At 64.7% G+C, this 22314-nt stretch carries 22 protein-coding genes; 12 read left to right on the top strand and 10 right to left on the bottom strand.

The features are described 5' to 3' along the window. Nucleotides 1-18 precede the first annotated feature (18 nt). The 4 genes from AB7008_RS45130 to AB7008_RS45115 all read right to left on the bottom strand — a co-directional run bounded on the left by AB7008_RS45130 (nt 19) and on the right by AB7008_RS45115 (nt 4026). Complete coding sequence (locus AB7008_RS45130) at nt 19-819, bottom strand: phytanoyl-CoA dioxygenase family protein (RefSeq protein ID WP_039154339.1); 801 nt, start codon at nt 817-819, stop codon at nt 19-21. 141 nt (nt 820-960) lie between these two features. Then, nucleotides 961-1638 carry a GntR family transcriptional regulator gene (locus tag AB7008_RS45125; RefSeq protein ID WP_248880226.1) on the bottom strand — a complete coding sequence of 226 codons (678 nt, stop codon included), beginning with the start codon at nt 1636-1638 and terminating at the stop codon, nt 961-963. A 185-nt stretch (nt 1639-1823) separates the two neighbouring features. Next, complete coding sequence (locus tag AB7008_RS45120; RefSeq protein WP_441260950.1) at nt 1824-3080, bottom strand: M20/M25/M40 family metallo-hydrolase; 1257 nt, start codon at nt 3078-3080, stop codon at nt 1824-1826. Between the two features lie 88 nt (nt 3081-3168). After that, nucleotides 3169-4026, bottom strand: coding sequence for a sigma-70 family RNA polymerase sigma factor (locus tag AB7008_RS45115; RefSeq protein ID WP_304491696.1), 858 nt, complete (start codon nt 4024-4026; stop codon nt 3169-3171). 99 nt (nt 4027-4125) lie between these two features. On the opposite strand from AB7008_RS45115, the gene AB7008_RS45110 reads away from it, so the two are divergent. Beyond that, nucleotides 4126-4581 carry a carboxymuconolactone decarboxylase family protein gene (locus tag AB7008_RS45110; RefSeq protein WP_028169951.1) on the top strand — a complete coding sequence of 152 codons (456 nt, stop codon included), beginning with the start codon at nt 4126-4128 and terminating at the stop codon, nt 4579-4581. A gap of 169 nt (nt 4582-4750) precedes the next feature. Here the strand turns inward: AB7008_RS45110 and AB7008_RS45105 are convergent, their stop codons facing one another. Beyond that, nucleotides 4751-5563: an alpha/beta fold hydrolase gene (locus tag AB7008_RS45105; protein ID WP_304491695.1), complete on the bottom strand. Its 813-nt coding sequence runs from the start codon at nt 5561-5563 to the stop codon at nt 4751-4753. A gap of 2 nt (nt 5564-5565) precedes the next feature. After that, a complete protein-coding gene (locus tag AB7008_RS45100) occupies nt 5566-6384 on the bottom strand; it encodes an alpha/beta fold hydrolase (protein WP_304491694.1) in 819 nt (272 codons plus the stop codon). A 140-nt stretch (nt 6385-6524) separates the two neighbouring features. Between AB7008_RS45100 and AB7008_RS45095 the strand changes: the two genes are divergently transcribed. Next, nucleotides 6525-7067 carry a methylated-DNA--[protein]-cysteine S-methyltransferase gene (locus AB7008_RS45095; RefSeq protein ID WP_248880221.1) on the top strand — a complete coding sequence of 181 codons (543 nt, stop codon included), beginning with the start codon at nt 6525-6527 and terminating at the stop codon, nt 7065-7067. A gap of 139 nt (nt 7068-7206) precedes the next feature. Here the strand turns inward: AB7008_RS45095 and AB7008_RS45090 are convergent, their stop codons facing one another. Then, nucleotides 7207-8751 carry an acyl-CoA synthetase gene (locus AB7008_RS45090; protein ID WP_304491693.1) on the bottom strand — a complete coding sequence of 515 codons (1545 nt, stop codon included), beginning with the start codon at nt 8749-8751 and terminating at the stop codon, nt 7207-7209. A gap of 191 nt (nt 8752-8942) precedes the next feature. Next, nucleotides 8943-10115: an acetyl-CoA C-acetyltransferase gene (locus AB7008_RS45085; RefSeq protein ID WP_304491692.1), complete on the bottom strand. Its 1173-nt coding sequence runs from the start codon at nt 10113-10115 to the stop codon at nt 8943-8945. A gap of 237 nt (nt 10116-10352) precedes the next feature. Here AB7008_RS45085 and AB7008_RS45080 point away from each other — a divergent pair, with 237 nt between their 5' ends. The 8 genes from AB7008_RS45080 (at nt 10353) to AB7008_RS45045 (ending at nt 19518) form a co-directional block, all read left to right on the top strand. Then, nucleotides 10353-10931 carry a TetR family transcriptional regulator gene (locus AB7008_RS45080; protein WP_244463965.1) on the top strand — a complete coding sequence of 193 codons (579 nt, stop codon included), beginning with the start codon at nt 10353-10355 and terminating at the stop codon, nt 10929-10931. Between the two features lie 70 nt (nt 10932-11001). After that, nucleotides 11002-11760 (top strand): SDR family NAD(P)-dependent oxidoreductase, encoded by a 759-nt coding sequence (locus AB7008_RS45075; protein ID WP_028157772.1) that lies wholly within the window; start codon nt 11002-11004, stop codon nt 11758-11760. 195 nt (nt 11761-11955) lie between these two features. Then, nucleotides 11956-12762 (top strand): enoyl-CoA hydratase/isomerase family protein, encoded by an 807-nt coding sequence (locus tag AB7008_RS45070; RefSeq protein WP_028157773.1) that lies wholly within the window; start codon nt 11956-11958, stop codon nt 12760-12762. A gap of 44 nt (nt 12763-12806) precedes the next feature. After that, the gene (locus AB7008_RS45065) at nt 12807-14678 is read left to right on the top strand and encodes an AMP-binding protein (protein WP_304491691.1); all 1872 of its coding nucleotides are present in this window, start codon (nt 12807-12809) and stop codon (nt 14676-14678) included. A gap of 143 nt (nt 14679-14821) precedes the next feature. Beyond that, complete coding sequence (locus AB7008_RS45060) at nt 14822-15949, top strand: acyl-CoA dehydrogenase family protein (protein ID WP_304491690.1); 1128 nt, start codon at nt 14822-14824, stop codon at nt 15947-15949. Nucleotides 15950-16067: 118 nt separating this feature from the next. Next, entirely contained in the window at nt 16068-17312 is a 1245-nt protein-coding gene (locus tag AB7008_RS45055) for an acyl-CoA dehydrogenase (protein WP_441260949.1), read from the top strand. Between the two features lie 123 nt (nt 17313-17435). After that, nucleotides 17436-18680 (top strand): acyl-CoA dehydrogenase, encoded by a 1245-nt coding sequence (locus AB7008_RS45050; RefSeq protein ID WP_304491688.1) that lies wholly within the window; start codon nt 17436-17438, stop codon nt 18678-18680. 136 nt (nt 18681-18816) lie between these two features. Beyond that, complete coding sequence (locus tag AB7008_RS45045) at nt 18817-19518, top strand: nitroreductase (protein ID WP_028157778.1); 702 nt, start codon at nt 18817-18819, stop codon at nt 19516-19518. Nucleotides 19519-19615: 97 nt separating this feature from the next. Here AB7008_RS45045 and AB7008_RS45040 read toward each other — a convergent pair whose 3' ends face one another. Beyond that, entirely contained in the window at nt 19616-20164 is a 549-nt protein-coding gene (locus tag AB7008_RS45040) for a sigma-70 family RNA polymerase sigma factor (RefSeq protein ID WP_014491704.1), read from the bottom strand. Next, nucleotides 20164-20394 carry a NepR family anti-sigma factor gene (locus tag AB7008_RS45035; RefSeq protein WP_028157779.1) on the bottom strand — a complete coding sequence of 77 codons (231 nt, stop codon included), beginning with the start codon at nt 20392-20394 and terminating at the stop codon, nt 20164-20166. The genes AB7008_RS45040 and AB7008_RS45035 overlap by 1 nt, the downstream gene beginning before the upstream one ends. 221 nt (nt 20395-20615) lie before the next feature. On the opposite strand from AB7008_RS45035, the gene AB7008_RS45030 reads away from it, so the two are divergent. Next, the gene (locus AB7008_RS45030) at nt 20616-21422 is read left to right on the top strand and encodes a response regulator (RefSeq protein WP_028157780.1); all 807 of its coding nucleotides are present in this window, start codon (nt 20616-20618) and stop codon (nt 21420-21422) included. Nucleotides 21423-21561: 139 nt separating this feature from the next. Next, a complete protein-coding gene (locus AB7008_RS45025) occupies nt 21562-22176 on the top strand; it encodes a nuclear transport factor 2 family protein (RefSeq protein ID WP_441260948.1) in 615 nt (204 codons plus the stop codon). The last annotated feature ends 138 nt before the right edge of the window (nt 22177-22314 follow it).

The following is a 22314-nucleotide window of genomic DNA, read 5'->3' as shown; positions in this document are numbered from 1 at the left end:
CCCGGGCGCGAGACCTGTTTACTCCGCCGCCTGCCGCGGTGCCCGTGCCAGCCGCACCAGGGCGTCGTCGTCCACCGTCTTGATCGGTGCAAAATCGCGATGCGCGATGTACTCGGGCCGCGTCGGTGTGCGGATGTAGTTCGAGACCGCGTTCAGCGTCAGGTACACGATCTTGCGCGGGTAGGGCGTGATGTTGCCGCTAGAGCCATGCACGAGATTGCCGTGGAACATCAGCATGCCGCCAGGCTTGCCGGTCGGCGCCACGATGCCGCCCTGCTTGACCAGCCGCGTCACGGTCTCCTCGTCCAGCGTCCACAGCGGATAGGAGGTCGTCGCAAGGTCATGGGACGCCTGGAGATCGCCGGCATTCTGGCTCTGCGGTACCAGCATCAGCGGGCCGTTGATCGGCATCACCTCGTCGAGGAAGATCGCGATGTTCATCGCGCGCGGCTCCGGCATGCCGTCGTCGCGCTTCCAGGTGCCGTAATCCTGGTGCCATTGCCAGACGTCGCCGGTGAAGGCCGATTTCGCGTTGATCTTGAACTGGTGCATGTAGACCGGCTCGCCGAACAATTGCTCGACCGGCTCGATCATGCGCGGATGCGCACCCAGGATGCCGAAGGCCTCGTTGTAGAGATGCGCGGCAAAGGCCGTGCGCGGCGCGCCGCTCTTCTCGCGCCAGACCTCGGGCCGGTTGGCGTCATAGATGCCGACAGCCTCGCGCGCGAGCAAGTCGACCTCCTCCTGGCTGAACAATTCGGGGAGGAACAGCCAGCCCTCGCGATGGAAGAACTCCAATTGTGCCTCGGACAGTCTCATGGGTCGTCCTCCTGTTTTGTTTGTTGTTGTCATTCCGGGGCGGTGCGGAGCACTGAACCCGGAACCTCGAGATTCCCCGGTGCGCAATTGCGCACCTGAGGTCTGGTCCTTCGGACCATCCCGGAATGACGGCGCAAATGGCTACGCCGCCGCCTCGTCGGTCGCCTTCAATCTCTCCTCGGTCATCCGTCCCGCCGTCTGCGCATGCGCCAGTGCTGCGCGCTCGGCGGCTTTCGCGTCACCTGCGAGAATGTGTCCGGCAATCGTCGCATGCTCGGCCCACGCGCTGCCGCGATAATCGAGCTCGGAGAGCACCGTCGCCATCGAGCGGCGCATATGCGGCCATTGCGGCGCGATCGTCTCCTCGATCACGGGATTGCCCGCGAGCTGATAGATCGCGCGGTGAAAATCGACGTCGAGCACGATCAGCTCGGCGAGCGAAGTCTTGCGGTCGATGCGGCGTCCGGCGGCGAGGGCCGCTTCCAGCCGCGCGCGTCCCGCCGCGTCGCTCGCGGCGCGTTGAGCGGCGAGCCGCGCGGCCAGCGCGTCGATGGCGCCGCGCACCTCGTAGAGCTGGCGGATGCGCGAGGGGTCGAGCTGGGTGACTTCAAAGCCGCGCCGGCCGCTCTCGGCGACGAGTCCCTGCCGGTGCAGCAAATGCAGCGCATGCGACACCGGCTGGCGCGACACGCCGAGCTTGTCGGCGAGTTCGTTCTGCCGGATGCGTTGGCCGGGTTGAAGCGTGCGGTCGGAGATCGCCTCCAGGATCCGCGCATAGACCTGGTCGATCAGGTTCGGGAGCGGGTCGAGAGGGATCACGCCGGCAACTCCGAGATACAGAATGGGAATACGGAATTCCGTATTCGAAGGTACTGCGGGAGGGGGAGGGCGTCAAGGTGGACCTCAAGACGCCGTTTCCGGACTCGCTAAGCCATTGATATCACTAGAGCCGTCTACTGTGCATGGGGTTGTTTTCGCCAAAATGGCTTGGCTGGCCCCGGCGCTTATTTCTTCTTGCCCTGCTCGATCAGCATCCGGCTCATCAGATAGAGCCGCGGCACGATCGAATTGGTGTCGATGAATTCGTCCCGCGCGTGATAGCCGAAGCCGGCGAGGCCAAAGCTCTCGACCACAACCGCCTTGCCGCTGCGGTTGGCATAGCCGGCATCGGTGGCGCCGCCGGTCATCTCGGCGATGTCGAGCTTGCGGTCGATCTCGGCATAGATCGCCTGCCCCTCCTGCGCGAGCGCGCGGCCGCGATCGCTGGCGACGAAGGGCGGGCGGCCCGCAGTGATCGTCACCGTGGTTTTGGTATCGGGCACGAACTTGTCCTTCACCTTCGCGTCGAGCGCCGCCTGCAATTTGGCGACGCCATCGGGGATGGTGAGGCGGATGTCGGCGCCGGCCTCGGCCTTTTCCGGAATCTGGTTGCGCACCGTGCCGGCCTGCGCCGTGGTCCAGTTGAGCTGCGTGCCCGGGATCGACTTGGCGACGTCCTTCGTCTGCTGCAATTGGTGCGCGAGCTCGATCAGCGCGTTGCGGCCGAGATCGGGCGCAGCGCCGGCATGGGAGGCGCGGCCCTTCACCTCCATCTTCGCCGTGGCAGTGCCGCTCGCGCCCAGCAGCAGCCCGTCATTCTTGGCGATCGGCGCAGCCACCGTCGGTTCGCAGGAGAGCACGACGTCGTGCTGGTCGGCGAGCTCGGCGATGATCTCGCCCGACCCGATCGAGCCGACCTCTTCATCCGGATTGAAGGACACGGTGAGCCTGGCATAGTCCTGCCAGCCGGCGTCCTTGAGGATCTTGAGCGCATGCAGGACCACGGCGATGCCGCCCTTGTCGTCGGCGATGCCGGGGCCGTAGATGCGGTTGCCGTCGACACGGTACGGCTCGCTTGCGAGGATGCCGCGCTGATAGACCGTGTCCATATGCGCGATCAGCATCAGCTTTCGCGACCCGGTGCCCTGGAAGGTGGCGATCACCATGTCGGCGCCCGTGCCCGCGGTGGTCTTGCGCCGCTCGATGGTGGCGCCCAGCGCCTTCAGGCGCGCTTCGGTGAAGTCGGCCATCTTCTTCAGGCCCTCGGCATCGCCGCTGCCGCTCTCGATCATCACCATGTCGTGCAGGGTCTCGATCAGCGGCGCCTTCTCCTGCTCGGCCGCGGCCTTGAGCTTCTCGTCGGCGGCCGCAAGCGCGGTGGTGCTGCCGGCGGCGAGGCCGAGCAGGGACAAGGTGAGCAGGGGAATGAAGCGGGCTGTCATGGAATCGTCCTTTCGCGTCTTGAGCGCTGGCACCGCGCGCGATTGCGCCGAAAGCCTAGCATCCGGAAAGACGCGATGCCATGTCCCGCTAGCGCTCCAGCACCTCCACCTCCATCGTCGCGATCCGGTCAGCATCGGCGAGCGCCTCGATCCCGGCAATGCGGTCGCCGTTGAACGTCACGCGCAGCGCGATGCGCAGATGTCCGCCGAGAATGACGGCGACGCCGATCTCGCCATCGACCAGGGCGGTCCGTGCAGCCTGCGCGCGGCCCTTGTAGAGCTGCGCGACCGCATCCGCGCCGCGGATCTCCGGCAGCGTGCCGAGCCGCACCGCAGCCTGGTCGGCACGGAACACGACGTCGGGATCGAGCAGGGCCAGCAGGCCCTCGAAATTGCCCTCGCGCGAAGCCCTGAGGAAGGCATCGACGATCGCGCGCTGGTGCGAGATGTCCGCCGCGGGGACCGGCGCACCCTGGACGCGCCGCCGCGCGCGGCTCGCCAGCTGCCGCGAGGCGTCGACCGAGCGTCCGACGATCGGCGCGATCTCCTCGAAGGGGACTGCGAACATGTCATGCAGCACGAAGGCCAGCCGCTCCGCCGGCTGCAATGTCTCGAGCACGACGAGAAGGGCTGCGCCGACGGAATCGGCCATCTCGGCCTCGCGCTCCCGCGTCTCGTCGACCGGCTCGGGCACATGCGGGCCCATCGGGTCCTCGCGGCGCGATTTGCGCGCGCGCAGCATGTCGAGGCAGATGCGCGCGACCACGGTGGTCAGCCAGCCGCGCAGGTTCGCGACGTCGGACGTGTCGTAGCGGCTGACCCGCAGCCAGGCCTCCTGCACGGCATCGTCGACCTCGGCGCTGGAGCCCAGCATCCGGTAGGCGACCGCGCGCAGATGGTCCCTGCTGGCCTCGAACTGGTGGCTGAGAAAATTTTCTTCGCTCATCGGTCACATTCCCTCGTCGCGATCCGTCATCCCCATGACGAAGCCAATCCGGCCGATGTGACCGGAACCGTCGAAATTTTCAAACGGAGACGAAAGATGATGCACGCCCGCATGAACCACCCCGTCATGGTCCTTCCCGAGGCCATGAATGTCCTTCAGTCCCTCGGCAATTTGACCAAGCAGGGACTGCCGGAAAAGCTCCTGGAACTGGTGCACCTGCGCGCCAGCCAGATCAATGGCTGCAGCGTCTGTGTCGACATGCATCCGAAGATCGCCCGCCGGGCTGGCGAGACCGACGAGCGCCTGTTTGCCGTGTCGGCCTGGCGCGATGCGCCCTATTTCAGCGACGCCGAACGCGCCGCGCTGGCGCTGACCGAGGCCGTCACGCGCCTTGCCGATCGCGAGGACCCGGTGTCCGATGCGATCTGGAACGAGGCCGCCAAGCATTTTGACGAACGCGAGCTCGCAACCCTGATCCTCTCGATCGCGACCATCAACGTCTGGAACAGGCTGAACGCCACGATCAAGATGCCGGTCGGTGTTTGGAAGGTGTGAGTTTCTGTGCCCTCTCTCCTTGCGGGAGAGGGCAGCGCCGCTGGGAGATACGAACTCTCTTGGGTGAGGGGTATTTCTCCGCAGATTCATTTGTAGATGTGATCCTTCTCCCACATCCGCCTTCGCCTGAAGGCTTCGGCGGACGAGAGGGGAGAAGGAAGAAAGAAAGCTACTCCGCCAGGAAGCTGTTCACCACCTCGCCGAACTCAAGCGGCGCCTGTTCGAACATCCAGTGGCCGGCATTCTCGATCACCGCCGTCTTGCTGCCGGCGATGTGCGCGGCCAGCACGCGCCACATCACCGACAGGCTGCCGGTGGTCGCACCGCCGCCGATCAGCAGCGTCGGCGTCCTGATCGCCTGCGCATCAGCGAGCGTGTAGGGCCGGCGCTGCTCGTTGATCTGGCCAAGGAAGGTGAGCGTGTTGTCGCGCAACTGTTGCTTCGCCGCCGCCGGCACGCGCCGCCAGGAGCCGTCGCCTTCGATGCCCTCGTAGAAATTCTGCAGTGCGCCGTCGAGATCGCCGGCGCGGATCATCTCGACCGAGCGTATCGTCTTCGCAGCGAGCGGCGGATGCGCGGGGGTGCCGTCGGGCACCGGCAGGCTGGCGTCGAGATCACCGCCCGGCTCGGCCAGCACCAGCTTGCGCAGCAGGTCAGGCCGCGCCTGAGCCACGCGAAACGCGATGTGGCCACCGCGCGAATGGCCCATCAGGTCGACCGGACCGGGTTTGACCTGCTCGATGAAGGCGATCGTGTCCGCGACGTGCTGCGCCATCTTGTAATCGTCGCCGACGGCGTCCCAATGCTCGGGAAAGAAGTGCCGCAGGCTGACCGAGATCACGCGATGGGACTTCGACAGCGGGCCGAGCACTGAATACCAGGTGCGGAAATCACCTAACGTGCCATGCACGCAGACCAGCGGCGGGCCCTCGCCGACTTCGAGATAGGCCATGTCGTAACCGTTGACGCGAAATGTCTGCATGATCAGCTCGCCAGGAAATCCAGAACCAGTTCGGAGTATTTTTGCGGCGCCTGCTCGAACATCGGATGGGTCGCGTTCGGGATGATCGCCGTCTTGGAATAGGGCACGTGCGCGGCCAGCGCATGCAGCACCTTCGGCAGCAGGCCTTTGGTCCGTGCGCCCAGGATGAACAGCGTCGGCATCTTGATCGACTCCGCATCCGCCTTCGAGAACGGCGGCCGGTTGTCGCGGACCTGGCCGATCAGGGTATAGGCGTTGTCGCGCAGATTCTGCTTCACCATCGCCGGCAGCCGCGGCCAGGTGCCGGCTCCTTCCAGCGTGTCCACGAAGACGGCGAGGCCGCCGTCGACATCGCCTGCCGCGATCTTCTCGGCCGAGGCCGTGAACCGCGCCAACAGCGGCGAGGGGCCACCGACGTTCTCGGGATCGAGGCTCGCATCGAGCTCGCCGCCGGGTTCGGCCAGGATCAGCCGCCGCAACAGGTCAGGGCGCGCCTGTGCCACGCGAAAGCAGATGTGCCCGCCGCGGGAATGGCCCATCAGATCGACCGGGCCGAGGTCGAGCTTCTCGATGAAGGCGATGACGTCCTGGACATGCTGGGCGATCGAATAGGTGTCACCGACGCCGTCCCAGCGGTTCGGGAAGAAGTGCCGCAGGCTGACAGGGATGACCCGGTGCCTCTGTGTCAGCGGCCCGAGCACGCAGCCCCAGACGCGAAAGTCATTGAGCGAGCCGTGCACGCAGACCAGCGGCGGCCGGCCCCGGTCTTCACCCACGTCGAGATAGGGCATGTCGTATCCGTTGACGTGGAGGCTTTGCATTCGGGGCTCGCGGGAAGGGGGCAGGAACTCCTGTGCAAGATTCCCGGAAACCGGGTGGATCGCAACTATTTCCAAGCCTAGATTTAGGCGGAGATCACAATGGGGGCATGCGACGGGGACGCAAGCGCAGGAACCAAGCTATGACCGACCAGCATTTTGCCCTGTTCGACACCAGCATCGGCCTCTGTGCCATCGCCTGGGGCCCGCGCGGCATCAACGGCACGCAACTGCCCATGGGCGGCGAGGACAAGATCCGCACCCGCATCAGCCAGCGCCACGCTGATGCCAGCGAGGCCGAGCCGACCGCCGAGGTGCGAGAGGCGATCGATCGCATCACAAAACTGCTCGCGGGCGAGCCGGACGATCTCACCGACATCCCGCTCGACCTCGACGGCGTGCCTGACTTCAACCGCGGCGTCTACGAGATCGCCCGCGCCATCCCGCCCGGCAAGACCGTCACCTATGGCGATATCGCCAAGCAGCTTGGCGGCGTGCAGCTGTCCCGCGACGTCGGCCAGGCCCTCGGCCGCAACCCGTGCCCGATCGTCGTGCCCTGCCATCGGGTGCTGGCGGCCGGCAACAAGCCCGGCGGATTCTCGGCGAATGGCGGCGTGGTGACGAAGCTGAAGATGCTTGAGATCGAAGGCGCGCTGGTGAACCACACGCCGAGTTTGTTCGATTGAGGTACAAGGTCTCTTGCCCCGGACGCAGTGCTGCACTGCTGAGCCGGGGCCCAGCCCGTTAGCTTAGGCGTTTGGAGAGAGGGGTCCCGGCTCTGCGGCGCACCGCTAGGCGCTGCACCGCGTCCGGGACACGAGACCGCTAGATCTTCGCCGCCGTCTTCGGCCAGTACCTGTCGCGCAGATGCCGCTTCACCAGCTTGCCGGTCGGCGTGCGCGGCAGCTCGGCTTCGAAGTCGATCGAGCGCGGGCACTTGATCGCCGAGAGACGCGTCTTGCAGTAGGCGATCAGGTCTGCCTCCAGAGCCTTGCCGGCGCGGCTCATATCGTGCGGCTGCACCACCGCCTTCACCTCTTCGCCCATCTCCTCGTTCGGCACGCCGAACACGGCGACGTCGGCGATATCAGGATGAGTGATGAGAACGTCCTCGGTCTCCTGCGGGTAGATGTTCACCCCGCCCGAGATGATCATGTAGGACTTGCGGTCGGTGAGAAACAGGAAGCCGTCCTTGTCGAGATAGCCGACGTCGCCGAGCGTCGACCAGCCCTTGGCGTTGTAGGCCTTCTTCGTCTTCTCAGGATCGTTGTGATAGGTAAAAACCGGCGCGTCGGCGAAATAGACCGTGCCGATCTCGCCCGTCGGCTGCTCCTCGTCGTTTTCGTCCAGGATCTTGATCTTGCCCACCACGGCGCGGCCGACGCTGCCGCGATGCTCCAGCCATTGCTGCGAATTGCAGACGGTGACGCCGTTGCCTTCGGAGCCGGCGTAATACTCGATCAGGATCGGTCCCCACCATTCGATCATCTTGGCCTTGACGTCGACGGGGCAGGGGGCGGCGGCGTGGATCGCGCCCTTCAGGGTCGAGACGTTGTACTTGCCGCGAACCTCGTCCGGCAGCTTCAGCATGCGCACGAACATGGTCGGCACGAGCTGTGACTGCGTGACTTTGTATTTCTCGACGAGCTTGAGGAAATCCTCGGCATCGAAATGCTCCATGATGATGGAGGTGCCGCCAAGTACGATCGCCATCATGTTGAAGCGCAGCGGGGCCGCGTGATAGAGCGGCGCCGGCGAGAGATAGGTGCTCACCGCATTCATGCCGCACATGTCGGCGCAGAGCACGCGCAGGAAGCCGTTCGGCACGTCGATCTTGTTGCCCTCGAATGCTTTCTTGATGCCCTTCGGACGGCCGGTGGTGCCCGACGAATACAGCATGTCGTAGCCGGCGACTTCGTCCGCGATCGGCGTTGTCGGCTGTGCGGACGCTTCCTTGTCGTAGGACCGGAAGCCAGGCTGGGGCTCGTCGACCATGTAGAAGACCGGCTCGCCCGCGGTCCCCTTGATCAGCGCCTTGATCTGGTCGGCGCATTTCGGTGTCGTGATCACGACCTTGGCGCCGCAATCGCCGATGATGTAGTCGATCTCGTCCTGCTTCAGATAGCGGCTGATGGCGGTGTAATAGAGCCCGCTGCGTTGCGCCGCCCAGCAGATCTCCATGAACGCGAGACGGTTTTCCATCAAGAGCGCGATGTGGTCGCCGGCCTTCAGGCCGAGCGAGCGGAACAGGTTCGCGCCCTGGTTCGATAGCTCGTCGAGCTCGCGATAGGTGATCGCCTTGCCGGTCCCGGCCATCTGGTAGGCGATCTTGTCGGGCGTGGTGCGGGCGTAGATGGAGGGATGGGTCATAAGCGCAGGTCTCGCAACAGGAAAGGTGTCATCCCGGCGAAGGCCGGGATCCATAACCACAGGCCTTGGTTGTTGAAACGAGATGGGGCTCCAGCGCGGCATAACCACAGCCTTCTGTGGTTATGGGTCCCGGATCGGCGCGCGCTTTAGGCGCGCTTGTCCGGGACGACACCATCTGTGTGGAAGCAAGCTTACAGCCGCTCCACGATCGTCACGTTGGCCATGCCGCCGCCTTCGCACATGGTCTGAAGACCATAGCGCTTGCCGCGCTGGTGCAGGGCGTGGACCAGCGTCGTCATCAGCTTGGTGCCGGAGCCGCCGAGCGGATGGCCGAGCGCGATGGCGCCGCCATTGACGTTGAGGCGGGCCGGATCGGCGCCGGTGGTCTTCAACCAGCCGGTGGGCACCGAGGCGAAGGCCTCATTGACTTCGAACAGATCGATATCGTCGATCTTCATGCCGGCCTTCTCCAGCGCGCGCTTGGTGGCGTGCAGCGGAGCATCGAGCATGATGACGGGATCGCCGCCGGTCATGGTCATGTGATGGATTCGCGCCAGCGGCGTGAGGCCGAGCTGCTTGAGGCCGCGCTCGTTCACCACCATCACGCCGGAGGCGCCGTCGCAGATCTGGCTGGCGCTGGCCGCGGTGAGCTTGCCGTTCTCGGCGATCAGCTTGACGCCCTTGATGCCGTCGAGCGTTGCGTCGAAGCGGATGCCTTCATCGATGTGGTGGGTGTCCTTGCTGCCGTCGGCGCGGGTGATCTCGAGCGGCACGATCTCCTTCTTGAAGTGGCCGGCTTGCGTCGCCGCGATCGCGCGCTGATGGCTGTTGAAGGAGTATTCGTCGAGGTCATCCTTCGACAGCCCGTACTTCTCCGCTATCATCTCGGCGCCGGTGAACTGGCTGAACACGATGTTCGGATATCTCGCTTCAATGCCCGGGCTCTTGTAATTGCCAAAGCCGTTCTTGGCCGGAAGCTGCGAGGACAGGCCCATCGGCACGCGCGTCATCGATTCCACGCCGGCGGCGATCACCACGTCCATCGTGCCGGACATCACGGCTTGCGCCGCGAAGTGCAGCGCCTGCTGCGACGAGCCGCACTGGCGGTCGATCGAGGTGCCCGGCACGCTCTCCGGCAGCTTCGAGGCCATGATCGCGTTGCGTGCGACGTTGTTGGACTGCTCGCCGACCTGCATGACGCAGCCCATGATCACGTCCTCGACCAGGGCTGGATCGACCTTGGTGCGATCGACCAGCTCGTCCAGCACTTTTGCGGCGAGATCGGCCGGATGCCAGCCGGCGAGGCGGCCCCCCTTGCGCCCGCCCGCGGTACGCGCAGCGGCGACGATGTAAGCCTCGGCCATGTCGGTCTCTCCCTGGATTGTTCTGTATCGCGTTGGATTGTCGGCGCGGATTTAATGGGCGCGATATCGTTTAGTCAATCGATCAATTAACTCTTGTGATGAGGCGCTGCTTCGGCTTATCTGCGGCCGCTTCAAGCGGCGAGAACAGGGAACTCCGTGACTACCAGCGTACCGAACAGGCTCCCGAGCGGAAAGAATTCCACGGCAGAGAAATTGCTCGTGGCCGCGAGCGAGCTGATGATCGAACGCTCCTCGATCGAGATCTCGCTCTCCGACATCGCCCAGAAGTCGGGCGCCAATGCCGCGCTGGTCAAATATCATTTCGGCAACAAGGACGGCCTGTTGCTGGCGCTGCTCGCGCGCGATGCCGCGACCGAGATGTCCAACCTGGAATATCTGCTGGCGCAACCGATCGCATCGACGGCGAAGCTGAAGCTGCACATCGCCGGCATCATCCGCGCCTATTACCGGTTCCCCTACATGAACCGGCTGATTCACTATCTGCTGCATGAGACCAATGCCGGCTCTGCCGACGAAGTCTCAAAGTTCTTCGTGGCGCCGCTGCTGGATTTCCATCGCCGCCTGCTCGCTGAGGGCATCAGCCGCGGCGAGTTCCGCGCCACCGATCCGGTGCTGTTCTACACCAGCCTGATCGGCGCCTGCGATCACCTGTTCTTCGGCCGGCACGCGATGTCTCGCGCGACCGGCGTCGGTCCGGTCACCGATGATGTCTGCCGGCAATACATCAAGCACATGGAAACGCTGATTTGCGGCGGCATCCTCACGCAAGCCGGGGAAGCTGCCGCGGCCGGATAATCCGGCATCACTTGTGAATCTGAAGACTTGCAAGTCTAGAGAAGAAACGCCCAAGGAAAGGTAGATTACGATGGAGTTGAAAGACGTAGCCGTTCTCATCACCGGCGGTGGTTCGGGCCTCGGCGAAGCGACCGCTCGTGCCATGGCGGCCAAGGGCGCCAGGATCGGCGTGATCGACCAGAACAAGGAGAACGCCGAGAAGGTCGCCGCCGAGGTGAAGGGCGTAGCCCTCCATGCCGACGTCACCAGCGAAGAGCAGATCAAGGCGGCGATCGCGAAGGCGGAAGCCGCGCACGGCGTCGCCCGCGTGCTGATGAACTGCGCCGGCATCGGTGGCTCGCAGCGCATCGTCGGCCGCGACGGCGTCTATCCGCTGGAAAAATTCGCGCGCATCATCAACGTCAACCTGATCGGCACCTTCAACTGCCTGCGTCTGTTCGCCGAGCGCCTCGTCACCATCGAGCCGGTCGGCGAAGAACGCGGCGTCATCATCAACACGGCTTCGGTGGCCGCCTATGAAGGCCAGATCGGCCAGATCGCCTATTCGGCCTCGAAGGGCGGCGTCGTCGGTCTGACCCTGCCGGCCGCGCGCGACCTCGCCAGCCAGAAGATCCGCGTCAACACCATCGCGCCCGGCCTGTTCTTCACGCCGTTGCTGATGGGCCTGAACGAGGAAGCCCGCAAGAGCCTGGGCGCCCAGGTGCCGCATCCCTCGCGCCTCGGCGATGCCAAGGAATACGGCGCGCTCGCGGTGCATATCGTCGAGAACGCGATGCTCAACGGCGAGACCATCCGTCTCGACGGCGCCATCCGCATGGCGCCGCGGTAGTAGAGGCGTACTCCGCTGCCGTCCTTCTCTCCTGGTGGGAGAAGGTGGCGCGAAGCGCCGGATGAGGGGTTCTCTCCGCGGAGACAGACCCCTCAGCCCAAGCGAACTCTGGGCTCACAGCGATCATGCCCTCTCCCACAAGGGGAGAGGGCGCAGCAATCGGCACCGCGATCGGCGGCAAGCAGGAGCGCTCCCATGTCCCAACCGCTGCTGATCGAGCATGACGACGGCGTCGATACGGTGACGCTCAATCGTCCTGAAAGCCTCAATGCGCTCGATCCCGCGCTGATCGATGCGCTCAACGTCTATTTCCAGGGCCTCCAGCGCAACCGTGACACCCGCGTCGTCGTGCTGAAGGGCGCCGGCAAGAATTTTTGCGCCGGCCTCGACCTCAAGGCGGCGATGGCCCGCCGTGCCGGGCAGCAGGAACTACCCGGCGTTACCGAGTCGCTCGACTCGCAGCGTCGCATCGCCGACATCGTGATGCTGATGCGGCGTTGTCCGCAGCCGATCATCTCGCTGGTGCAGGGCGCGGCGGCCGGCGGCGGGTTCGCGCTGGCGCTTGCCTCCGACATCCGCATCGCGACGAAGTCGGCGCGGATGAACTGTGCCTTCATCAAGCTCGGCCTTGGCGGCTGCGATATCGGCACCAGCTACTTTCTGCCGCGGCTCGTCGGCGTCTCAGTCGCATCCGAGCTGATCCTGACCGGACGCTTCATCGGTGCCGAGCGTGCGCTCGCGGTTGGGCTCGTCTCGGAAGTCGTCGACGAAGGCAAGCTCGACGAAGCCGCTGAACCTTACGTCGATGCGATGATGACGGCCTCACCGGTGGGGCTGCGCCTGTCAAAAGAATGTCTCAACATGAGCGTCGATGCGGGGTCGCTGGAATCCGTGATCGCGACGGAGGACCGCAACCAGGTCCTGTGCAGCCGCTCCGAGGAATTTTCGGAAGGCGTCAGGGCCTTCCTTGAGAAGCGAAAGCCTGTCTATATCAGGCGCTGAAACGAGAACGATCCGCAAAGGACGATAATTCCGGGAGACGCAAAATGAGTGGAAGCGCGGCGGCCGTGATGACGAAGCCCGCCTTTCGCAAGGTGGAGTGGCTCGCGCGCGACATCGACGTCGAGCGCCGCGGCGACGGCACCGTGGTGCTGAAGTCGCGCATTCCGCTGCAAGCCTACGAGACGCATCTTCCCGCCTCGCTGGCGAAATGGGCGAGGCAAGCGCCTGAGCGCATCTGGCTCGCACAGCGCGGGGGAGCGAACCGCGAATGGCGCAAGGTCTCCTACGGCGAGGCCAAGCGTACCGTGGATGCGCTGACGCAGGCGCTGCTCAATCTCAGGCTCGACGGGCGCCCGGTCACGATCCTCTCCGGCAATTCGATCGAGCACGCGCTGATGACGCAGGCCGCGATGCAGGCGCGCTCGCCGGCGGCTCCGGTGTCGCCGGCCTACTCCTTGATGAGCCATGATCACGTCAAGCTGAAATATCTGTTCGATCTGATCAAGCCGGCCGTGGTGATGGTGCAGGACGGCCCGACCTTCGAGAAGGCGCTGAACGCACTCGACCTCACCGGCGTTACCGTCGTTCACGTCGCGCGTCCCTGCGACGGCATCAAGAGCGTCAGCTTTGCCGAGCTCGCGGCAACGTCCGTGACCGCCGACGTCGAAGCATCGATCGCGAAAATCACGCCGCAGACCGTGGGCAAACTGTTGTTCACCTCCGGCTCGACCGGCATGCCCAAGGCGGTCATCAACACGCAAGAGATGATGTGCGCCAATGCGGCGATGATGATGCAGGTGCGGCCGCGTGATCCCAGCGGTCCGATCTCGACCATGCTGGACTGGATGCCATGGAACCACACCATGGGCGGCAATGCGGCGTTTCACCCGGTGCTGGTCGACGGTGGCACGCTCTATATCGATGACGGCCGGCCGATGCCGGGCCAGTTCGAGGAGACGCTGCGGAATCTGCGCGAGATCTCGCCGACCTATTACGCCAATGTGCCGGCCGGCTATGCCGCGCTCGCGGCGGCCATGGAGAAGGACGATGCGCTGTGCCGCTCGTTCTTCAAGAACCTCTCGATCATGGCCTATGGCGGCGCACGCCTGCCCGACGATCTCTATGAGCGCATGCAGGCCCTCGCCGTGAAGACGACCGGCGAGCGCATCGTGTTCTACACCGGCTGGGGCTCGACCGAGACGGCGCCGACCTCGACCGGCACCTATTGGGACACCGAGCGCGTCGGCCTGATCGGCCTGCCATTCCCCGGCGTCGAACTGAAGATGGTGCCGTGCGGCTCGAAATACGAATTGCGCCTGCGCGGCGTCAACGTCACGCCCGGCTATTTTGGCCAGCCGGACCTGACGAAGAAGATGTTCGACGAGGAAGGCTTCTACTGCATCGGCGATGCCGGCATCTTCGTCGACGATGCCGATCCGGTGAAGGGCATCATCTTCGCCGGCCGTGTGGTCGAGGATTTCAAGCTCACCACCGGCACCTTCGTCCATGTCGGATCGCTCCGCACCGACGCGATTGCCGCGACGACGCCCGTTGTGCATGACGCGTTGGTTGCCGGGCAGGATCAATGCTCGATCGGTCTGCTGGCCTGGCCCAATCTGCATGCGTGTCGCCAGCTGGTCGGCAATCCCGATCTGAGCTTCGAGGACGCCGTGAAGCATCCCGAGGTGATCGCCTGCTTCAGACGCGGCCTCGAAGCGCACAACGCGGAGTGTGGCGGCGCCAGCAGCCGCGCTATCGCGCGCGCGATGCTGATGGCCGAGCCGCCCTCCATCGACGGCAATGAGCTCACCGACAAGGGCTACATCAACCAGCGCGCCGGCCTGGAACGCCGCGCGGCGCTGGTGGAGCGGCTCTACGCGGACAAGCCGGATCAGGACGTGATCGTGCTGCGATGAATCAAGACTCTCTCCAATCGTCATTCCGGGGCGCGCGCAGCGCGAACCCGGAATCCATCGGGCCGCAAGCGCGTGGCGAAATGGATTCCGGGCTCGCGACTTCGTCGCGCCCCGGAATGACAGTAAGAAAAAGGTAGCCCGCCATGAACTTCGATTTCTCTGACGACCAGAAACAGCTCCGCGACCAGGCGCGCAAATTCCTCACCGAGAAGTGCTCGCCCAAGGCGGTGCGCGTCGTGCTCGACGGCAAGGCTCCTTACGACAAGGAGCTGTGGAAGGGCCTCGCCGAGATGGGTTTTCTCGGCGTCGCAATCCCGGAAGAATATGGCGGTGCGGGCGCGGGCCATCTCGAGCTTTGCGTGATCGCGGAGGAGATGGGCCGGGCGAATGCGCCGGTGCCGTTTTCCTCGACGGTGTATCTTGCCGCCGAAGCGCTGTTGATCGCGGGCAGTGACGCCCAGAAGAAGAAATGGCTGCCGGCGATCGCCTCGGGCGAGGCGATCGGCACGCTGGCGCTGTTCGAGGGCAAGGGCAATCCGTCGCCGAAGAACGTCAAGCTCACCGCCGCAAACGGCGTGCTCAACGGCGTCAAGAAGCCGGTCGCCGATGGTGCGATCGCCGACTTCGCTGTCGTCGCCGCGCGCACCGGATCGAGCGGACGTGACGGCGACATCTCGCTGTTCCTCGTCGACCTCAAGGCCGGTGGCGTCGCGGTGAAAAACCTCACCAATCTCGATCCGACCCGCGGGCAGGCCGAGATCACCTTCAAAGACTGCAAGGCGGAGCCGCTCGGCGCGGCCGGTGAAGGCTGGAGCATTTTGACGCAGGTGCTCGACCGCGCCGCGGTGCTTTGCGCCTTCGAGCAGGTCGGTGGCTCCGACCGCGCGCTGGAGATGGGCCGCGACTACGCGCTCGACCGCATCGCCTTCGGCCGCCCGATCGGCTCGTTCCAGGCGGTCAAGCACATGCTCGCGGACATGTATGTGTCGGCGACGCTGGCGCGCTCCAACAGCTATTACGGCGCCTGGGCGCTCTCGACCAACGCAGCCGAGCTGCCGGAAGCCGCAGCGGCGGCACGCATCAGCGCGACGCAGGCGTTCCAGCACTGCGCCAAGAACAACATCCAGGTTCACGGCGGCATGGGCTTCACCTGGGAGTTCGACTGCCACATGTACTACCGCCGCGCCAACGCCATGGCGCTGGGGCTCGGCAGCCTGTCCTACTGGGAAGACCAGTTGATCGACCGCATGCGCAAGAAGAACGCGGCGTGATGTTGTCGTCATTCCGGGGCGCCGCAAGGCGGCGAACCCGGAATCTGGAGATGAGTGAATAACGTCGAGATTCCGGGTTCGCGCTACGCGCGGCCCGGAATGACAGAGAGAAAAGACCATGAACTTCGACGACACCCCGCAGGAAGCCGAATTCCGCAGCGTGGCCCGCGCCTGGATCCGCGCGAACGCGCCCAGGCAGTACGAGGAAGAGCTGCGCAAGTCCTCGCTCGGTCGCACCCAGCTCAAGAACGCCAATATTCTCGAGGTCGCCAAGGCCTGGCAGAAGAAGAAGGCTGATGCCGGCTGGGCCTGCCTGCACTGGCCGAAGGAGTATGGCGGCCGCGGCTCGTCGCCGATCGAGCGCGTGATCTGGCAGCAGGAAGAAGGGCCGTTCGGCCAGCTCTCCCGCATGTTCATCATCGGCCATGGCATGTGCGGGCCGACCATGATGGCGTTCGCGCGCGAGGAGCATAAGCGCACGTACCTGCCGCCGCTCGCCTCCGGCGAAAAGGTCTGGTGCCAGCTGTTCTCCGAGCCGGCTGGCGGCTCCGACGTCGCGGGCCTGCGCACGCGCGCGGAAAAGGACGGCGACGACTGGGTGATCAACGGCCAGAAGATCTGGACGTCGGGCGCGCATTATTCGGACTACGGCATCCTGCTCACCCGCACCGATCCGACCGTGCCCAAGCACAAGGGCCTCACCATGTTCTTCCTGGACATGAAGAGCCCGGGCGTCGAGGTGCGGCCGATCAAGCAGGCGAGCGGCGCCTCCGACTTTAACGAGGTCTATTTCACCAATGTCCGCATTCCCGATCATCAGCGTCTCGGCGAGGTCGGTGACGGCTGGAACGTCTCGCTGACCACGCTGATGAACGAGCGCAGCGCGATCGGCGCGGCCGTCTCGACCGGTTTCCCGGAGCTGTTCGAATATTGCTCCAGCCTCATGTTGGATGACGGTCCGGCGATCGAGGATCGTGCGGTGCGCTCGAAGCTTGCGAACTGGGCGGCGAAGGCGAGCGGGCTGAAGTACACCAGCATGCGCGCGATCTCGGCGCTATCGAAGGGCGAGCGCCCGGGTCCGGAGAATTCCATCGGCAAGCTGGTGGCGGGCTCGATGATCCAGGACGTCGCGACCTACGCGCTGGACCTGCAGGGTGCGAGCGGCGTCGTCAGCGGCGAGGATGCCCAACTCGCCGGCCGTTTCCAGGCGATGCTCTTGCGCGCGCCCGGCACGCGCGTCGAAGGCGGCACCGACGAGATCATGCGCAACATCATCGCCGAGCGGGTGCTGGGCCTGCCCGGCGATATCCGTGTCGATAAGGACGTGCCGTTCAACAAGATCCCGACGAAGGGAAGAGGTTAGAATTGTAGGGTGGGCAAAGGCGCGTAGCGCCGTGCCCACCAATTCTGTCGAGAACGAGGGAAGGTGGTGGGCACGCTTCGCTTTGCCCACCCTACGCACCGAGCACGAATTGAGAGGTTCGCCATGAATTTCGACGACACCCCGCAGGAAGCCGCTTTCCGCGAGACCGCGCGCAACTGGGTCGCGGCCAACGCGCCGAAGGAGTTCGAGCAGGAGCTGTCCAAATCCTCGCTCGGCCGTATCCGGCTGGCCAATCATGACATCGTCGATGTCGGCAAGGCCTGGCAGAAGAAGAAGTTCGAGGGCAATTGGGCCTGCCTGCACTGGCCGAAGGAATATGGCGGCCGCGACGCCACGCCGATCGAGAAGGTGATCTGGCAGCAGGAAGAGGGCGTCTACGGCAAGCTGACGCAACCGTTCCAGATCGGCGAGGGCATGTGCGGCCCGACCGTGATGGCTTTTGGCAGCGAGGATGCCAAGCGCCGCCATCTGCCGAAGCTCGCCTCCGGCGAGGAGATCTGGTGCCAGCTGTTCTCCGAACCGTCCGCCGGCTCAGACGTCGCGGGGCTGCGGACGCGCGCGGAGAAGAAGGGCGACAATTGGGTCGTCAACGGCCAGAAGATCTGGACCTCGGGCGCACATTATTCCGACTTCGGTCTGTTGATCGCGCGGACCGATCCGAATGTGCCCAAGCACAAGGGCCTCACCATGTTCTTCCTGGACATGAAGAGCCCGGGCGTCGAGGTCCGCCCGATCAAGCAGGCCAACGGCATGCAGGAGTTCAACGAGGTCTATTTCACCGATGTGGTGATATCAGACAGCCAGCGCCTCGGCGCCGTCGGCGAGGGCTGGAGCGTGTCGCTGACGACGCTGATGAACGAGCGGATGTCGATCGGCTCGCGGCTTGCGACCGGCGTCCCCGAAATGTTCGAGTTCTGCTCCAATCTGATGCTCGAGGACGGGCTCGCCATCGACGATCCCGCCGTGCGCTCGAAACTCGCGAGCTGGGCGGTGAAGTCGAGCGGGCTGAAATACACCAGCTACCGCGCGATCTCGGCGCTCTCGAAGGGCGATCGGCCGGGGCCGGAGAATTCGATCGGCAAGCTCGTCTCGGGCATGATGCTCCAGGACATCGCGACCTACGCCATGGACCTCCAGGGCGCGGCCGGTGTTCTCACCGGCGCCGACGAGGAGACGGTGCAGGGCCAGTTCCAGCAGATGCTGCTGTCCTCGCCCTCGATGCGCATCGCCGGCGGCACCGACGAGATCTTGCGCAACATCATCGCCGAGCGCGTGCTGGGATTGCCGGGCGACATTCGCGTCGACAAGGATTTGCCGTATAACAAGATCCCGACCAAGGGTCGGTGATCGAGCCTCTCGCTGTATCGCGTAGGGTGGGCAAAGCGAAGCGTGCCCACCATATGCAGATGCGCCGGGGTAAGTCTGTCGGTGGGCACGGCGCTATCGCGCCTTTGCCCACCCTACGAGGAGCGCGAGCCAATTCATGGATGCAAAAGTGAGCCAGACCCAAGACCGCATCGGCGTGCTCGAGGAGCTCCTTAACGAGCGCTACTCCGTCCGCGCCTTCCTGCCCAAGCAGGTCGACCGCGCGACCATCGAGCATGTGCTGGCCACCGCGCAGCGCACCGCGTCCTGGTGCAACAGCCAGCCCTGGCAGGTCATCATCGCCAGTGGCGCGGCCAAGGAGCGCTTCCGCCAGGCAATCTACCAGGAAGCATCGGGCGGATTGGGTGACGATTACGACTTCACCCCGCCGCGCGAATATGTCGGCGTCTATCTCGAGCGCCGCCGCGAGAGCGGCTTTCAGCTCTACAACACGCTCGGCATCGCGCGCGGCGACAGAAGCGCTTACGCAAAGCAGGCGCTGGAGAACTACAATTTCTTCGGCGCGCCGCATGTCGCGATCATCCACACCAACGAGCCGCTCGGCATCTACGGTGCGATCGATTGCGGCGCCTATGTCTCGAATTTCATGCTGGCCGCCCAGGCGCTCGGGCTCGGCACGATTCCGCAGGCGGCGCTGGCGCGCCATTCCGGACTGATCCGCCGCCACTTCAATCTGCCCGACGACCGCCGCGTCGTCTGCGGCATCTCGTTCGGCTATGCCGACGACGCCCACAAGGTCAACAGCTACCGGACCTCGCGCGCGACCGTCACCGACACCGCCACCTTCGCGGACGAATGATCCAGTCTCGCACCCGCCGTCCGGTTTTCACACACGCGCAAAGGCGGCCGCAGACACGGCCGCCTTCACATTCGTCGCGGTCCGGTTGACGAGGCCGTTATCCGCCGCTGCCGCCGATCACGGCGCGCACGGTCTCGTCGGGCCCGAAGTCCTCGGCGCCATCGACATAAAGCAGCGCAGCGAGCTTCGAGCGCGCGCGATTGACGCGACTCTTGATCGTGCCGACTGCACAGCCGCAGATCGAAGCTGCGTCCTCATAGGAGAAGCCGGAGGCGCCGACCAGGATCAAGGCCTCGCGCTGGTCCTGCGGAAGCTTTTCGAGCGCGCCGCGGAACTCCTCGAACTCGAGATGCGCGTTCTGCGACGGCTGCGTCTTCAGCGTCTTGGCATAGTTGCCCTCGGCATCCTCCACCTCCCGCCGCCGCTTGCGATAGTCGGAGCGGAACAGGTTGCGAAGGATCGTGAACAGCCACGCCGGCAGGTTCGAGCCGGGCTGGAACGAGTCGATGTTGGCGAGCGCACGCAGAAGCGTTTCCTGCACCAGATCGTCGGCGCGATCCGCATTGCCGCTCAGCGAGATCGCGAACGCGCGCAGACTGGGCACGGCCGCGAGGATGTCGTCACGTAGGGAGTCCGTGAGAGGCATTAATCCCTCCCATTGTTGTCGTTGGAGCTCCTGTCTGGTTCCACTTGGGGTGCGCCTCCCGGCGCATCAAGCTTCTTGATCAGTTCCGCGAACCGGTCCGGAACCCCCTGCCGCACCACGTCGTCGTACATGGCGCGCAGCTGGTGGCCGATCCGGGACTGGATTTCCGGAGTGAGGCCTCCCTTGCCGGGGGTCGTGCTTTTGCTGGCTTGAGACTTGAGATCTTTCATGACCTGTTCCACGTTTCCCCGAGTTAAGTAACTGTAAAATCGAGAAGTTCTCTCAACCGGGAGCCGTTCCCTGGATAGGCACAATTCCAGGTTCGACAAAAAGTTCCCAGGTAAGCGGAACTTTTCTTGGCGTGAGGCGTAGACAGCCCAGCAGGGGAACCCGGGCCTCCCCGCTTGTTGCGTGGTTCGTCAAGGTCGGCCCGAAGATGAATGGAGTGGGGATGTCCCGTTCGCAGCTTGTTGCTGAACACTTGCCGTTGTTGCGCCGGTACGCGCGCGCCCTGACGGGCAGCCAGGCCTCCGGTGACGCCTATGTCGCAGCCATGTTGGAAGCGATGCTCGGAGATCCGTCCGTGCTCGACGAGAGCCATGGTCCGCGCGCCGGCCTGTTCCGGCTGTTCACCCAGATATGGAATTCGGTCTCCGTCAACGACGATGCCGAGGTGACGACCTTGCCGATGCCGCCGGAGCGGCGGCTGTCGAACATCACGCCGCTGCCGCGGCAGGCATTCCTGCTGCTCTCGCTGGAAGGATTCTCGGAAGAGGAAGTCGGCTTCATCCTCGGCACCGACGTCGCCGAGACGCGGCGGCTTGCCGATGCCGCGGGACGCGAGATGGCGGCCGAGATCGCGACCGACGTGCTGATCATCGAGGACGAGACCTTCATCGCCATGGACCTCGAGAGCCTGGTGAAGAATCTCGGTCACAATGTCGTTGGTGTCGCGCGCACCCATGCCGATGCGGTGGCGCTGGCCAAGAACAAGCGGCCGGGCCTGATCCTCGCCGACATCCAGCTTGCCGACGGCTCGTCGGGCCTGGACGCCGTCAACGAGCTGCTCCGCACCTTCGAGGTGCCGGTGGTGTTCATCACCGCCTATCCGGAGCGCTTCCTGACCGGCGAGCGCCCCGAGCCGGCGTTCCTCATCTCAAAGCCGTTCCAGCCCGCGATGGTGTCGGCGGTGGCGAGCCAGGCGTTGTTCTTCCAGCGCAACTCGCGCAACCGCGCGCCGAAGGCGCCGGCGGCGTAAGCAAGGCGCAATTTGGCGAAACAATCTGATCCGGCGTGCTGTCAGGCACGCCGGATTTTTCGTGGCCGCTCCGCCGCGCTTGACGGCCATCGCGTTCGCCGCTCATACCTCATGCATCGCCCCAATCGGAGATGTGCCAATGGACCAGCAACTCCTCGATCGCCTCGCCATCCGCGACCTCGTCGAGAACTGGGCGGTGTGGCGCGATGCCGGCGACTGGGAGCGCTTTGCCACGGTCTGGCATGACGAGGGCTGGATGTCCGCCACCTGGTTTCAGGGGCCGGCGCGGGATTTCATGCGGGTTAGTCGGGAGGGGTTTGCCAAGGGCGTGCGCATCCTGCATTTCCTCGGCGGCACCAGCATCGATTTGTCCGGCGAGCGCGCCATCGCGCAAACCAAGATGACGATCTCGCAGCGTGCCCCGGTGCATGACGTGCTCTGCGACGTCGTCTGCACCGGGCGCTTCTACGATTTCCTCGAGAAGCGGCATGACCAATCAGGTATTGGAAAATGGGGCATCGTCCGCCGCCAGCCGATCTACGAGAAGGACCGGATCGATCCGGTCGATCCCGCCGCAACGCTTCAGCTCGACCAAAAAGCGCTCGCTGCGCTGCCCGAAGGCTATCGCCACCTCGCCTACATGCAGGAGCTGATCGGCTACAAGGTCAAACGCGACATGCCGGGCCTGATCGGCACTGAAGTCGAGAAGCTCTATGGCGAGGGGCGGGACTGGCTCGCGGGGAAGCCGAAGTAAATCCCGGACAATTCTTGACGCGCCATGATCCGCTTCTAACGCGGATGCCTCGTGCAAATCTTGAATGCGCGTGGTCGCCGCAATTTTCGTCACGCTGCTGATAAATTCATCCAGCAATATTCACGCGCATACGCCTCA

Origin of the sequence: Bradyrhizobium sp. 521_C7_N1_3 (genome assembly GCF_052075975.1) — a bacterium.
GTDB lineage: Bacteria > Pseudomonadota > Alphaproteobacteria > Rhizobiales > Xanthobacteraceae > Bradyrhizobium > Bradyrhizobium japonicum.
This window is presented reverse-complemented; position numbering and strand designations above follow the sequence as displayed.

Excerpts from the sequence above, each read along its gene's own strand:
- AB7008_RS45130 (WP_039154339.1), bottom strand. The coding sequence starts at position 819 with ATGAGACTGTCCGAGGCACAATTGGAGTTCTTCCATCGCGAGGGCTGG.
- AB7008_RS45120 (WP_441260950.1), bottom strand. The coding sequence starts at position 3,080 with ATGACAGCCCGCTTCATTCCCCTGCTCACCTTGTCCCTGCTCGGCCTC.
- AB7008_RS45115 (WP_304491696.1), bottom strand. The coding sequence starts at position 4,026 with ATGAGCGAAGAAAATTTTCTCAGCCACCAGTTCGAGGCCAGCAGGGAC.
- AB7008_RS45110 (WP_028169951.1), top strand. The coding sequence starts at position 4,126 with ATGCACGCCCGCATGAACCACCCCGTCATGGTCCTTCCCGAGGCCATG.
- AB7008_RS45105 (WP_304491695.1), bottom strand. The coding sequence starts at position 5,563 with ATGCAGACATTTCGCGTCAACGGTTACGACATGGCCTATCTCGAAGTC.
- AB7008_RS45100 (WP_304491694.1), bottom strand. The coding sequence starts at position 6,384 with ATGCAAAGCCTCCACGTCAACGGATACGACATGCCCTATCTCGACGTG.
- AB7008_RS45095 (WP_248880221.1), top strand. The coding sequence starts at position 6,525 with ATGACCGACCAGCATTTTGCCCTGTTCGACACCAGCATCGGCCTCTGT.
- AB7008_RS45090 (WP_304491693.1), bottom strand. The coding sequence starts at position 8,751 with ATGACCCATCCCTCCATCTACGCCCGCACCACGCCCGACAAGATCGCC.
- AB7008_RS45085 (WP_304491692.1), bottom strand. The coding sequence starts at position 10,115 with ATGGCCGAGGCTTACATCGTCGCCGCTGCGCGTACCGCGGGCGGGCGC.
- AB7008_RS45080 (WP_244463965.1), top strand. The coding sequence starts at position 10,353 with ATGATCGAACGCTCCTCGATCGAGATCTCGCTCTCCGACATCGCCCAG.
- AB7008_RS45075 (WP_028157772.1), top strand. The coding sequence starts at position 11,002 with ATGGAGTTGAAAGACGTAGCCGTTCTCATCACCGGCGGTGGTTCGGGC.
- AB7008_RS45070 (WP_028157773.1), top strand. The coding sequence starts at position 11,956 with ATGTCCCAACCGCTGCTGATCGAGCATGACGACGGCGTCGATACGGTG.
- AB7008_RS45065 (WP_304491691.1), top strand. The coding sequence starts at position 12,807 with ATGAGTGGAAGCGCGGCGGCCGTGATGACGAAGCCCGCCTTTCGCAAG.
- AB7008_RS45060 (WP_304491690.1), top strand. The coding sequence starts at position 14,822 with ATGAACTTCGATTTCTCTGACGACCAGAAACAGCTCCGCGACCAGGCG.
- AB7008_RS45055 (WP_441260949.1), top strand. The coding sequence starts at position 16,068 with ATGAACTTCGACGACACCCCGCAGGAAGCCGAATTCCGCAGCGTGGCC.
- AB7008_RS45050 (WP_304491688.1), top strand. The coding sequence starts at position 17,436 with ATGAATTTCGACGACACCCCGCAGGAAGCCGCTTTCCGCGAGACCGCG.
- AB7008_RS45045 (WP_028157778.1), top strand. The coding sequence starts at position 18,817 with ATGGATGCAAAAGTGAGCCAGACCCAAGACCGCATCGGCGTGCTCGAG.
- AB7008_RS45040 (WP_014491704.1), bottom strand. The coding sequence starts at position 20,164 with ATGCCTCTCACGGACTCCCTACGTGACGACATCCTCGCGGCCGTGCCC.
- AB7008_RS45035 (WP_028157779.1), bottom strand. The coding sequence starts at position 20,394 with ATGAAAGATCTCAAGTCTCAAGCCAGCAAAAGCACGACCCCCGGCAAG.
- AB7008_RS45030 (WP_028157780.1), top strand. The coding sequence starts at position 20,616 with ATGTCCCGTTCGCAGCTTGTTGCTGAACACTTGCCGTTGTTGCGCCGG.
- AB7008_RS45025 (WP_441260948.1), top strand. The coding sequence starts at position 21,562 with ATGGACCAGCAACTCCTCGATCGCCTCGCCATCCGCGACCTCGTCGAG.